The 13,119-nt window shown below is 40.3% G+C and carries 11 protein-coding genes and 3 pseudogenes; 8 read left to right on the top strand and 6 right to left on the bottom strand.

What is annotated here, in order from left to right:
• Window positions 1-829: mucin-binding protein (locus QM917_RS06740; RefSeq protein ID WP_414285312.1), on the top strand; the 829-nt coding region annotated here is incomplete at its 5' end.
• A gap of 393 nt (window positions 830-1,222) precedes the next feature.
• A complete protein-coding gene (gene tig, locus QM917_RS06745) occupies window positions 1,223-2,506 on the top strand; it encodes a trigger factor (protein WP_061862742.1) in 1,284 nt (427 codons plus the stop codon).
• Window positions 2,507-2,553: 47 nt separating this feature from the next.
• On the opposite strand, the gene QM917_RS06750 is transcribed toward tig, so the two are convergent.
• From QM917_RS06750 to rnhC, 3 genes are all read right to left on the bottom strand, one after another.
• Window positions 2,554-4,920, bottom strand: coding sequence for an ATP-dependent RecD-like DNA helicase (locus QM917_RS06750; RefSeq protein ID WP_414285313.1), 2,367 nt, complete (start codon window positions 4,918-4,920; stop codon window positions 2,554-2,556).
• A gap of 100 nt (window positions 4,921-5,020) precedes the next feature.
• A complete protein-coding gene (gene lepB, locus QM917_RS06755; protein ID WP_414285314.1) occupies window positions 5,021-5,632 on the bottom strand; it encodes a signal peptidase I in 612 nt (203 codons plus the stop codon).
• A gap of 3 nt (window positions 5,633-5,635) precedes the next feature.
• Window positions 5,636-6,517 (bottom strand): ribonuclease HIII, encoded by an 882-nt coding sequence (gene rnhC, locus QM917_RS06760; RefSeq protein ID WP_414285315.1) that lies wholly within the window; start codon window positions 6,515-6,517, stop codon window positions 5,636-5,638.
• Between the two features lie 87 nt (window positions 6,518-6,604).
• Here rnhC and zapA point away from each other — a divergent pair, with 87 nt between their 5' ends.
• The 3 genes from zapA (at window position 6,605) to QM917_RS06775 (ending at window position 9,905) form a co-directional block, all read left to right on the top strand.
• Window positions 6,605-6,907: a cell division protein ZapA gene (gene zapA / locus QM917_RS06765; RefSeq protein WP_281335063.1), complete on the top strand. Its 303-nt coding sequence runs from the start codon at window positions 6,605-6,607 to the stop codon at window positions 6,905-6,907.
• Window positions 6,904-7,452 carry a CvpA family protein gene (locus tag QM917_RS06770; protein ID WP_414285316.1) on the top strand — a complete coding sequence of 183 codons (549 nt, stop codon included), beginning with the start codon at window positions 6,904-6,906 and terminating at the stop codon, window positions 7,450-7,452. The genes zapA and QM917_RS06770 overlap by 4 nt, the downstream gene beginning before the upstream one ends.
• Before the next feature lie 116 nt (window positions 7,453-7,568).
• Window positions 7,569-9,905, top strand: coding sequence for an endonuclease MutS2 (locus QM917_RS06775; protein ID WP_281335065.1), 2,337 nt, complete (start codon window positions 7,569-7,571; stop codon window positions 9,903-9,905).
• A gap of 29 nt (window positions 9,906-9,934) precedes the next feature.
• Here QM917_RS06775 and QM917_RS06780 read toward each other — a convergent pair.
• Together QM917_RS06780 and QM917_RS06785 are read right to left on the bottom strand one after the other, a co-directional pair.
• Window positions 9,935-10,183: pseudogene (locus QM917_RS06780) on the bottom strand (transposase); the annotation flags it as partial.
• 111 nt (window positions 10,184-10,294) lie between these two features.
• Window positions 10,295-10,395: pseudogene (locus QM917_RS06785) on the bottom strand (IS630 family transposase); the annotation flags it as partial.
• On the opposite strand from QM917_RS06785, the gene QM917_RS06790 reads away from it, so the two are divergent.
• From QM917_RS06790 to QM917_RS06800, 3 genes and pseudogenes are all read left to right on the top strand, one after another.
• Window positions 10,383-10,553 (top strand): hypothetical protein, encoded by a 171-nt coding sequence (locus QM917_RS06790; RefSeq protein WP_193388990.1) that lies wholly within the window; start codon window positions 10,383-10,385, stop codon window positions 10,551-10,553. The pseudogene QM917_RS06785 and the gene QM917_RS06790 sit on opposite strands and share 13 nt — an antisense overlap.
• A gap of 210 nt (window positions 10,554-10,763) precedes the next feature.
• A pseudogene (locus QM917_RS06795) lies at window positions 10,764-10,860 on the top strand (cell wall anchor protein); the annotation flags it as partial.
• Between the two features lie 183 nt (window positions 10,861-11,043).
• The gene (locus QM917_RS06800; protein WP_371608352.1) at window positions 11,044-11,349 is read left to right on the top strand and encodes a hypothetical protein; all 306 of its coding nucleotides are present in this window, start codon (window positions 11,044-11,046) and stop codon (window positions 11,347-11,349) included.
• A 45-nt stretch (window positions 11,350-11,394) separates the two neighbouring features.
• Here QM917_RS06800 and QM917_RS06805 read toward each other — a convergent pair whose 3' ends face one another.
• Window positions 11,395-13,056 carry an N-acetylmuramoyl-L-alanine amidase gene (locus QM917_RS06805; protein ID WP_414285317.1) on the bottom strand — a complete coding sequence of 554 codons (1,662 nt, stop codon included), beginning with the start codon at window positions 13,054-13,056 and terminating at the stop codon, window positions 11,395-11,397.
• Window positions 13,057-13,119 lie beyond the last annotated feature (63 nt).

The following is a 13,119-nucleotide window of genomic DNA, read 5'->3' on the forward strand; positions in this document are numbered from 1 at the left end:
AGATCCAAAAGATCCAAGCAAACCAGGTCAACCAGTAGAACCAGGTAAGGAGCTTCCAAACCTTCCAACAAACCCAGGTGACGACACACCAATCATCTACGTACCAATCGTAAATGATGTGAAGAAACCAACTAAACAAACAGTTAAGTTTGAAGGAGCAGGTGATAAGACTCCAGCGGACAACGTTCAAGATGATTTTACGTTTACTGGTAAAGAAAACAAAGCTTCTGGAACTACAACATGGACTGAGAAGAGCCATACTTACGGTAAGGTATCTGTTCCAGTAATTCCAGGTTACTACGCTGATAAGACAGAAGCTGGTGGTAAGACAGTTACTCCAGAAAATCCTGAAGCAACAGATACAGTAACCTACAAACCACTTGGAAAATTGGTTCCAAAACCAGAGAGACCAAATGATCCAAACTTCCCATCAACACCAGAAGTGAAGTATCCAAATGATCCAACAGATCCAGGTAAACCAGGTAAACCAGTCGTTCCAGACGTACCAGGCTACAAACCATACTTGCCAGATCCAAAAGATCCAAGCAAACCAGGTAAACCAGTAGAACCAGGAAAACCAATCACTCCTGAAAACCCAGGTGACGACACACCAATCATCTACGTTCCAGTTAAACCTGACACTCCAGTAGTCCCTAATCCAGAACCACAAACTCCTGCAAAACCAGATCCGAAACCTTTGGATCCTGAAAAAGTAGTGCAGGAATTACCAAATACTGGTACGGATTCAAATACGGTTATGACTGGACTTGGAATCATTGGAATGGCAACAACGCTATTAGGTTTAGCCCGTAAGAAAAAAGAAGATTAGAATAAATATTTAATCCTATTGAAATTACTTTGGACTAGATGATAGAGTCTATAGCATTAAGAGGGCAAACATTTTAAGAATGTTTGTCTTCTTTTTATATAATGGATTGAACCTAGAATAGTACGCTACAGATTCTAAAACATTTCTAGAAATTAATTTGACTTTCCTAATCTCTTTGTTCATATCTTATTTCAATCTACTATAGTAGGTGTAATACTCAAAATGAATCAAACTTAAATTTTTATGTCTAAATTTGCAAACTAACTTCTAGAGAAATTAGCCAAATTACCCAAAATGTGTTTTAGCCAGATTTATCTGCATTAGTCTAGCTTTTATCAATGGAAAATGTTATAATAGACTGTATTTAAAAAAATTTTAAGGAGAAATGACAGAATGTCTGTATCATTTGAAAACAAAGAAACAAACCGTGGTGTCTTGACTTTCACTATCTCTCAAGACCAAATCAAACCAGAATTGGACCGTGTATTTAACTCAGTAAAGAAATCTCTTAACGTTCCTGGTTTCCGTAAAGGGCATCTTCCACGTCCTATCTTCGACCAAAAATTTGGTGAAGAGTCACTTTACCAAGACGTTATGAACGCTCTTTTGCCAAACGCTTATGAAGCAGCTGTAAAAGAAGCTGGTCTTGAAGTCGTTGCACAACCAAAAATTGACGTAACTTCAATGGAAAAAGGTCAAGATTGGGTTATCACTGCTGAAGTTGTTACAAAACCTGAAGTTAAATTGGGCGACTACAAAAACCTTGAAGTATCAGTTGATGTAGAAAAAGAAGTAACTGACGCTGACGTTGAAGAGCGTATCGAACGTGAACGCAACAACTTGGCTGAATTGGTGATCAAAGAAGGTGCTGCTGAAAACGGTGATACTGTTGTTATCGACTTTGTTGGTTCTATCGACGGTGTTGAATTTGACGGTGGAAAAGGTGAAAACTTCTCACTTGGACTTGGTTCAGGTCAATTCATCCCTGGATTTGAAGACCAATTGGTAGGTCACTCAGCTGGTGAAACTGTTGATGTTATCGTAACATTCCCAGAAGACTACCAAGCTGAAGACCTTGCTGGTAAAGAAGCTAAATTCGTAACAACTATCCACGAAGTAAAAGCGAAAGAAGTTCCAGCTCTTGACGATGAACTTGCAAAAGACATCGATGAAGAAGTTGAAACACTTGCTGAATTGAAAGAAAAATACCGCAAGGAATTGGCTGCTGCTAAAGAAGAAGCTTACAAAGATGCCGTTGAAGGTGCAGCAATTGATAAAGCTGTAGAAAACGCTGAAATCGTAGAACTTCCAGAAGAAATGATCCACGAAGAAGTTCACCGTTCAGTAAACGAATTCCTTGGAAACTTGCAACGTCAAGGTATTAACCCTGACATGTACTTCCAAATCACTGGAACTACTCAAGAAGACCTTCACAAACAATACGAAGCAGAAGCTGAGTCACGTACGAAGACTAACCTTGTTATCGAAGCAGTTGCGAAAGCTGAAGGATTTGACGCTACTGACGAAGAAATCCAAAAAGAAATCGAGCAATTGGCTGCAGATTACAACATGGAAGTTGCACAAGTACAAAGCTTGCTTTCAGCTGAAATGTTGAAACACGATATTGCAGTGAAGAAAGCTGTTGAATTGATCACAAGCACTGCAACAGTAAAATAACCTTTACAAGATAAAAGCCCACCGGATTCGGTGGGTTTTCTTATGCTTTATTTTCCGAAAAATTCTTGCAGGTCTTCTTCAGTAATTCCAATCATGGCTGGGATACTAGACCAGTTGTCCTCGGTTAGAATGTAGGATTGTTCAGTGTTAGTAGCTAGTGTGGTTTCAGCAGCTGATTTACCAGTTCCATCAGTTGATTCTATTAAGTCGCTGAAACGCTCAATCAAATAGGTCTTACGAGCTGTTCCGATATGTTGAGTTGCATAGTCAAAGGCCTGTAATTCACCTAATAAAATCAGTTTACTTTTGGCCCGAGTGATAGCAGTGTAGATGAGATTACGCTCTAACATGCGCTTGCTTGCACTGGTGATAGGTAGAATAACGACGGGAAACTCGCTACCCTGAGACTTATGGATACTCATGGCATAGGCTAAGCGAATCTTGTACCATTCATTTCGAGGATAGGAAACCTCGTTCCCATCAAAGTCGATGACAATTTCATCTTGCTTGGACTCGGTGTATTTTCCTGGAATCAAGTCTGTGATATAGCCTAAGTCTCCGTTAAAGACATTGACCTCTGCATCGTTAACTAGGTGGATAACCTTATCTCCTGTTCGATAGTGACACTGAGGAGCTTCAAAGCTAAGCAGGTCTTTTTGTGGAGGATTAAGGAGGTCTTGCATGAGCTGGTTGATGGCATCAATACCTGCAGTTCCACGGTACATAGGGGCAAGAACCTGAATGTCGCGAGCAGGAATGCCACTTCTGATAGCAGCACCTAGGATTTTTTCAATGCTAGCAGGGATATGGTTACTAGCGATTTCAAAGTAGGAGCGGTCTGCTTTTTTCTGGGTAAAATCTGCAGGTAATATTCCCTGGCGAATCTGACTTGCAAGAGTGACGATGGTTGATTCTTCGCTCTGACGGTAGATTCTTTCCAAACGTGTTTGAGGGATACTTGGTATCTGGAGTAAATCTGCTAGGACTTGACCAGGACTGACAGAAGGCAGCTGGTCGCTATCACCCACGATGAGAATTTTACTGTTTGAAGAGATGTTGGAGAAGAGCTGGTTGGCTAGCCAAGTATCTACCATGGAGAATTCATCCACAATGATAAAGTCAGCATCCAGATAATCTTCCAGATGGCTAGTGTCGTCATCTCCAGTCATGCCCAGGTGGCGGTGAATGGTAGCGCTTGGTAGACCTGTCAATTCATTCATGCGACGGGCTGCGCGACCAGTTGGAGCAGCTAGGAGAATGGGTAGATTGCTCTTTTTCTTGAGGTCCAATCCTTCCAAAAGAGCATAGACAGCGATAATGCCATTGATAACAGTGGTCTTACCAGTACCAGGTCCACCTGTAAGTATAAAGACCTTGTTTTGGATAGCATCGCAGATGGCCTGTTTTTGAATACTATCATACTCAATTCCCAGTTCTTCCTCAACAGTTGTGATATGGTCTTGAATAGTCTCTAGATCCTGTTTTTTACTTTGACCTTTTTCGAGGATTCTGATGAGATGACTGCGAATCCCTTCTTCTGCAAAAAAGAGGCTATTATCAAAGATTTTGGTATCAATTTGCTGGACCTTATCTTCTTCAATCAGATAAGCAAGCTCTTGGGCAACTTGACTCGGATCTAGTTCGACTGGTCGGGAGGATTCCAGAAGGTTGAGGGTTTGCTCCAACAAGTCCCTAGCTTCTATATAGGTATCTCCTGTCTCCATGCAACCTTGAAAGAGACTATGGACAAGACCCGCACGGAAGCGCTCAGGAGCTTGGCTTTCAATTCCCAGTTCTTGGGCCAATTGGTCAGCGATGGTAAATCCCAAACCCTTGATATCCTCGACCAGTTGATAGGGATAGTTCTCGACAATATCTAGGGTTTCTTCCTTGTAAAAGTCTTGGATCTGAAAGGCTAGCTTATTTGGGATGCCGTAATTAGCTAGTTTGGCTAAGACCATCTCTGTTCCGTAATTAAGACGAAGGGTTGAGACAAAGGCTTCACGATTTTTAGCAGAGAGGCCAGCGATAGACCGGAGTTTGTCTGGATTTTCTAAGATTTTGTCAATAGTGTTTTCACCGTAAATATCCACAATTTTCTGGGCTGTTTTGAGTCCAATTCCCTTGAAATGACTGCTGGAGAAATACTTGACCAAGCCCTTACTAGTCGGCTTGGCTCTCTCATAGCGAGTCATTTGTAGCTGTTCACCATATTTGGAGTGTTGGACGATTTGTCCCCAAAAGGTGTATTCCTCTCCTTCAATGATATCAGCCATGGTACCTGTGACGATGATTTCATAATCATCAAAGTCTTCAGCATTGGTATCATCAATATCTAGGAGCAAAATACGGAAAAAATTGCTGACATTTTCAAAGATAATGCGCTCAATGGTGCCTGAAAAATAAACTTCCATAAAATTCCTTACAATAGTGTCTGAGAAAATTTATCCCAGATTTAGTCAAAATAGAATGAGAAGAGGCTGAGATGGAAAATTCTCGGCCTCTTCCTAGTTTTTAAAATGTTCCGATACGCTTGAGTGGCCAGAAGCGGAATTTGGCTTCACCGGTGATATCTTTTGCCTTAAAGGTACCAACATGTCGACTGTCGCTAGATACCAGACGGTCATCACCCAGTAGGAGGTATTCACCCTCTGGTACAGTGAAGGTAAAGCTAGTGTTGTAATTAACATCTAGGGTAAAGGCCTGAGCCTTTTGAGCTAAAGTTCTAAAGTATTCTCCCTTTTTACCATCCCAACCAGTTCCAGTATAAGTGCTTTGGAGTTTATCTTCCTTGAAACGCTTGAGGTATTCTGCTAAATAGGGTTCATCAGTTTCTTGACCGTTAATATAGAGTTTATCGTTGTCATAACGAATGGTATCTCCTGGCATACCAATGACCCGTTTAACGATATCCTTGTTCCCATCGTCTTCATGAGCAACCACAATATCAAAACGATTGATTGGGAGATGTTTAACCACAAAGAGGACTTCTCCATCTGCTAAGGTAGGATCCATTGAATGTCCTTCTACACTGACATTCCTCCAGAGAAAGAGACGACTAAGGGCGATAAGAGTGATAATGAGGATAAAACTCCACTCTTTTAAAAACGATTTAAAATATTTCATAATTTACCTTTCTAGCAGTTTTTTTGCTTTTTCAGTATTTTTAAAGTGTAGTTTGGCGCAGAAGTTGAGTCCCTGCCTACCATAAGCACGAAGGATTTGGCTAGCTACCTTATCAGAAGCTGTTCCAGCCCCGCTTGGAAGTTGATAACCAAGTTCTCTACCCAGATTTTCGAGATTCTCTAGAAAGAGATCGCGCGCAATGATAGAGCTTACTGCGACTGCTAAGTATTTGCTTTCTGCTTTTTCCTCCAGACTAACTGGATTGGAAAAATGATTGGCTTCATTTTTTAAGTACTTTTCATAGTTTTGAGCACTCGTAAAAGCATCAATCACAATCTTTTCTGGCTGGACTCCCTTTTGGAGAAGGAGAAAAATGGCTTGATTGTGAAGAGCTACCTTGACAGACACAGCATTGTAACGTTCACCAATCACCTCATTATACTTGGTCGGTGACAGGAGGAGTGCTTGATGCTGAATTTTTTCTTTGAGAATAGGCGCAATCTGACGAATTTTCTGGTCGGTCAGGGTCTTAGAATCTCCGACACCAAGTTTTTGTAAGAAGTCATGCTGGTCAGGAGTCACAAAGGATGCTACTACAGCCAGACCACCAAAGTAGGAACCATTTCCTACTTCGTCAGTTCCAATCATCGGAAAGTTTTGTCCACTAGCTACTGGCCTGACCTGATAACCAAAAAAGCTGGCGTAACGTTCAGCAGCTTCTCCTTGCAAGAGCACTTTTCCTGATGTGTAGATGGAAACACTTGCCTGCGGAAGCTTGAAAAAGTAGCGAATATAAGGATTTTTACTAGGAGTCAGTGCTTGTTCATATTTCTGAACAAAGGTTTGGATTTCCTTTTCGCTCGGAGTTAATGTAATACTTGCCATAATTCTTATTGTACCATAAAAGCCGTAGAATTGGTAAAAACTGACAAATTTAGTGAAATTTGGTATAATATCGTGAGGTGAATTTTTATGGCAAATTTAAATCGATACAAGTTTACATTCGGAAAAAAAACATTGACCCTAACAACTGAGCATGACAACCTCTTTATGGAGGAAATTGCCAAGGTCGCAACAGAAAAATATGAAGCAATTAAAGAGCAGATGCCTGGAGCGGATGATGAGACAATCGCTATTTTATTAGCAGTCAATAGCTTGTCAACCCAACTCAGCCGTGAGATTGAATTTGATGATAAGGAACAAGAATTAGATGCCCTTCGTCATCAAGTTGTAGCAACTAAACAAGAGCATAGCAATATTGAGGATTCCCTATGATTTCCGTCCTTCTCTTATTGGTTCTTGCATGGAGCTTTTATATCGGTTATCGTAGAGGTTTGGTTCTACAGATTTACTATTTTGTAGCAACTGTGATTTCAGCTCTTCTTGCAGGAAATTTTTATCAATCTTTAGGGAAACAATTTGATTTGTTGATCCCATATGCAAGTCCACAGGAAGGACAGGGAACCTTCTTTTTCCCATCAAATCAACTTTTCCAGCTGGACAAAGTCTTTTATGCAGGTATTGGATATCTATTAGCATTTGCCGCCTTTTATTGCATCGGTCGTTTGATTGGACTCTTTTTTAACCTAGTACCAACCAAAAAGTTTGGTGGCAAATATTTTCGCATCGGTGCGGGAGTCTTATCAGTTGGAGTGACCTTATTTGTCCTCCAGATGATACTGACTATTCTTGCGACTGTTCCTTTACAAATTGTTCAAAATTCACTTGAAAACAGCTTTGTAGCTAAACATATTATCCAGAGTGTTCCCATCACTACTCATATGATTAAACAACTCTGGGTAACCAAAATAATCGGATAAAAAGGGCGGGAACTATTCCTAGCCTTTTGTTTACAATTCCAAAAGTTAAGGAGACTTTTAAGAAAGCTTTAGAACTTGAATACAGGGTTCCTAGGCTTATAACTAAGGAAAAGAAAATGAATAAAAAAATACTAGAAACATTAGAATTTAATAAGGTCAAGGCTTTATTTGAGCCCCATCTTTTGACGGAACAAGGATTAGAGCAGTTGAAAGAACTTGCTCCGACTGATAAAGGAGACAAGATTAGACAAGCTTTTGTAGAGATGAAGGAAATGCAAGAACTCTTTGTCGAGCATCCTCATTTCAGCATTTCTGCAACAAAAGATATTGCAGCGACCTCCAAACGTTTGGAAATGGGTGCTGATCTCAACATCGAGGAATTTCTCCTTCTCAAACGTGTCATCTTTGCCAGTCGTGAATTGCAGAATTTTTATGACAATCTTGAAAATGTACGTTTAGACCACCTGGCAAGTTGGTTTGAGAAACTTCATGATTTTCCACATTTACAGGGAAATCTACAAGCAATCAACGAAGCTGGATTTATTGAGAACTTTGCTAGTGAGGATTTGGCACGAATCCGTCGAAAAATCCATGATAGTGAAAGTCAAGTCCGTGATGTCCTGCAAGATCTTCTCAAACAAAAAGCTCAGATGCTGACAGAAGGTATCATCGCAAGTAGAAATGGTCGCCAAGTTCTTCCAGTTAAGAATACCTATCGTAACAAGATTGCTGGTGTAGTACATGATATTTCTGCCAGTGGGAACACTGTTTATATCGAACCACGTGAAGTGGTCAAGCTAAGTGAGGAAATCGCAAGTCTTCGTGCAGACGAACGCTATGAGATGATGCGTATCCTCCAAGAACTCTCTGAAAGAGTAAGACCTCATGCAGCTGAAATCGCCAATGATGCATGGATTATTGGACATTTGGACCTGATTCGTGCTAAGGTTCGCTTTATTCAAGAGACGGAGGCAGTAGTACCTCAAGTGTCTGAGGGACAGGAGATTCAACTGCTTCACGTTCGTCATCCTCTTGTAAAAAATGCAGTCGCAAATGATGTGCACTTTGGGAAAGATTTAACAGCTATCGTCATCACTGGTCCTAATACGGGTGGTAAGACCATTATGCTCAAGACCTTAGGTTTGACCCAGTTGATGGCCCAGTCTGGTCTGCCAATTTTAGCTGATAAAGGTAGTCGTGTAGGGATTTTCGAGGAGATATTCGCAGATATCGGAGATGAACAATCCATCGAGCAAAGTCTCTCAACCTTCTCTAGTCACATGACCAACATCGTTGATATTCTGGGTAAGGTCAACCAAAACTCGCTCTTGCTATTAGATGAGCTTGGTGCTGGTACAGATCCCCAAGAAGGTGCAGCCCTTGCCATGTCTATCTTAGAAGACTTGCGTTTGCGTCAGGTCAAGACTATGGCAACCACTCACTATCCTGAACTTAAAGCCTATGGTATTGAAACTGCCTATGTTCAAAATGCAAGCATGGAGTTTGATACAGCTAGCTTGCGCCCAACTTATCGTTTCATGCAGGGAGTTCCTGGTCGAAGTAATGCCTTTGAGATTGCTAAACGTCTAGGCTTGTCAGATGTCATCGTAGGTGACGCTAGTAAGCAAATTGACCAAGACAACGATGTTAATCGTATCATTGAGCAATTGGAAGAGCAGACACTTGAAAGTCGAAAACGTCTTGAAAATATTCGCCAAGTCGAGCAAGAAAACCTCAAGATGAACCGTGCCCTTAAAAAACTTTATAACGAGCTCAACCGTGAAAAGGAAACTGAACTCAATAAGGCGCGAGAACAAGCTGCTGAGATTGTTGACTTAGCACTATCTGAGAGTGATGATATACTTAAAAATCTTCACAGTAAATCCCAACTGAAGCCACATGAAATTATCGAAGCCAAAGCTAAGCTCAAAAAATTAGCCCCTGAAAAAGTTGACCTTTCTAAAAACAAGGTTCTTCAGAAGGCCAAGAAAAAACGAGCTCCAAAAGTTGGAGATGATATTATCGTTTTAAGCTATGGTCAACGTGGTACCTTGACCAATCAACTCAAGGATGGACGTTGGGAAGCACAGGTTGGCTTGATTAAGATGACGCTTGAAGAAAAAGAGTTTGACTTGGTTCAAGCCCAGAAAGAAGCGCCAGTCAAGAAGAAACAAGTTAACGTCGTTAAACGTGCAGCAGGAAAAGGTCCACAAGCTCGACTAGACCTTCGTGGCAAACGCTACGAGGAGGCTATGGAAGCCTTGGATGCCTTTATCGACCAAGCCCTGCTCAACAATATGGCCCAAGTTGACATCATCCATGGTATCGGTACAGGAGTCATCCGTGAAGGGGTGACTAAGTACCTACAAAGAAATAAACAGGTCAAGAGCTTTGGCTATGCACCACAAAATGCAGGCGGATCTGGAGCAACCATCGTAACCTTTAAGGGATAAAGCAAAATGAATGAAAATTTGATTCAAGATAAACCACCTCTACCTGCAAGATAATCTGTTACAGTCTTTTCTTTTAACTCTGAACTATATTTCTTCCAGCTATGACGCTCCTTGAGCCCTTCGACACCTTCTGTTTGATACTTACGAATCCAATTTCTGATTGTGTCACCATTTACTCCAAATGCTTTGGTCAAAATAGATATTGACTTCCCTTGTTCAAGGTAAAGATGAACAACTTCTAACTTCTCCTCCACTGATTTCGGACCTCTTTTTGACATACGAAAACTCCCCCTGTAGTTTCTAGTGAAATTTTGTTTTTTTCACTGTCCACTATAAGGGGAGTATATCAAACTTTAGTAGTAAGCAAAAGGGGGGCAAAAATATTATAGTCAATTGAAATAAGAACAAGACAAGAGAGCCTCAAAAAAGTATTGCAAGTTGGTAATACCTTTTTGAGGTGCTTTTTGATATGAGCCCATGTTTTCTCAATTGACTATAGAAGCAGATTCTAATTTTGAAGTCGAGTATGAAGGTAATTTAGAAGTTTATTTTTATAAAAAAGGTGGTGGAGTGTTTAGTGATAATTCTGAAAATGAATTAGATATTTATTGCAATAATGAACTCTTTGTGACTGTAATTTTAGAATAATAAAGTGAGTATAGCAAGCTATTATTAGTAGACTGTATAAATTTATGAGTAATAGGAAGTTGTGCAAGAACGTTGTTTTATTAGAAAATAAAGTAAATCTTTTTAGTAGAGGATAAGAAACTTCCAGATGGAGATGCAGAGCAAGTCTACAAAAAGATTTCAACACCGGTAACTCCAGAGAAAGCAAACTATGCTAAAGAAAATACTCCTCAGTTGCCAAATACTGCTACTGAAGATAGCAGCACTTGGACTTCTTGGAGTAATGTATGGATTTGGTCTTGTAGCTCATAAGAAAAAAGAAGGCTAATATTCTGATTAAAAAAGATTAGCTATTTGTCAACTATAGTGGGTGAAGAAAAATTCTGACCACATAGTCTATCATGTCTGCCACATAGACAAAAGCTATTGTTGACCATTTTTATTTCTGTTATAGTTGTAATTGTTAAAGGGAGATAAAACTTCTTAACAAAATAGAAAATGAGGTCGTATCATGAAAAAAGTATTAGGTATTGGATTTTTAGTTGTTGCAGTAGTAGTCTTGTATTTTGGCTTTGTTGGATGGCCGAGTTTGGATGTTAACATCTGGGCACTATTTCCAGTAGGTTTATTTCTGTTTTTTACTCTTGAGAATTTGGTGAAAAAAGATTATAAGGCCAGTATTATGTGCTTGATTATTGCTTTTATCATCGCCAATGCCACTCTTGATCTCTTGCCACTTTCAAGCGGTTTGGTTATCGGTGCTGGAGTTCTGGCCTGTGTGGGGATTGGTTTTCTCTTTCCTGAAGCCAACAAGTAAGAAGAATAATACAAAAAATCTCGAGATTTTCTCGAGACTTTTTCTTTATTGACCTGCGTAATATTTTTGAATTCCCTTAACGATACCTGCAACCAATCTGTTTTGGTAGGCGTCACTGCGGACTTGTTGATTCTCATTGAAATTATCAATATAGCCCAATTCCAATAGAACAGCTGGTTTATCAGTTTCTCGAAGGACAGCAAAACTACTTTGTAGGAGTCCTGCATCCTTAGCACCAGTTTCAGCTAGTAGTGAAGAGTGGATATCGGCAGCCAGGCGATTGCTTTCACTGATACGGTCAGGGTGGTTATGCCAGTATGGATTGATCTTAGCACGATAGCCACTGTCTTCTTCGTAAGAGTAAGTTTGAATACCAGATCTCCCTGAAGCAGGATTCCCGCTTGCATTGAAGTGAATACTGATGAACATGTCTGAGTCCGTTTTGTTAACCATTTTTGAACGTTCAGTGACAAAGTCGACATAGACATCACTATCTCTCGAAGAAAGAACGGTATAACCAAGACCCTGGAGTTCCTTACGTAGTTTTTGATAAATTTGCATGGTTAGGTCTTTTTCCTGAGTGTTATAATAAACAGCACCAGGATCTTTTCCACCATGTCCTGGATCTAAGAAAACAGTTTTCGTGTATTTCCCTTTTTCAAATCCACGACTTATAGGTACTTCACCAATCCATTTTCCATTACTTTGGAACTGATGTGCTGTTCCATCGATTTTTCGAGTTCCCGTGACATAGACACCATTTTCATCCACATAGTAACGGGCATTGTAGTAGCTGTCGTCAATCCATTCGCTCTTAGCCATGTAACCACCTGACTTGAGGTAGTAAGAGCCGATCCATTCACGCGCTGCATATGCACCACCAGATTTTAAGTAGAACCAGCTATTATAGTTTTTATCGAAAATCCATTCTTTTTCGGCCATAGCTCCGCTAGCTTTTAGATAGTAGCTACCTATCCATTGGTTGTTTGCCATAGTGGCGTCTTTGTTAAAGTAGTACCAGGTACCACTAATTTTGTCCCACTTATTTTTGATTAATTTACCAGAAGCAGGGGCATAGTACCATTGTCCATCTTGTTTTACCCAAGCACTCTCAGCCATGGCGCCGCTATTCGTTAATAGATAGCCGTCAAAAATTGTGTTGCTGAGCATGACACCGTCTTGGTCAAAATAGTACCAGACACCACCAATCTTTTCCCATTTTTGTTGAGAAATTTTTCCATAAGCGTTAGCGTAATACCATTTATCTTGGAGTTTACTCCAACCAGAATCGACCATAGCCCCGCTACTAGTCAGGATATATCCGTCAAAAATAGTATCGCTCAACATGATTCCATCTTTGTTGAAGTAGTACCATTTCCCGTGGATTTTTTTCCAGTTTAGAACAGGGGCATTGTTTTCATAGAAGCGCCAGATATTTTCCTCGAATACCCAACCATCTTTTTGGACTTCAGGAGCCTTGTCTTCTTCTTTCTTAGCTGGATTTGTTGTTTGATTGGCATTTGCCTCAGTTGAAGGTTCAGTTTCCTTGGCCGGGAGACTGTTTTTCTCCACTTTGTCAGTAGAGGTTTCACTGTGTGTTGTTTCTACTGGGGTAGACTGTGCTTGGTTTTCCTCAGCATAGCTAAGGTTGCTTGTTAGACCAAATACTGAAAGCGTAATGGCGCTTGCCAAGAGCGTTTTTTTCACTTGATTTATCTCCTATTTTTACTTTTTTATAATTTTATCAGAAAAGTGCCTCAGATGGAACAT

Origin of the sequence: Streptococcus infantis (genome assembly GCF_047460685.1) — a bacterium.
Taxonomy (GTDB): Bacteria; Bacillota; Bacilli; order Lactobacillales; family Streptococcaceae; genus Streptococcus; species Streptococcus infantis_AD.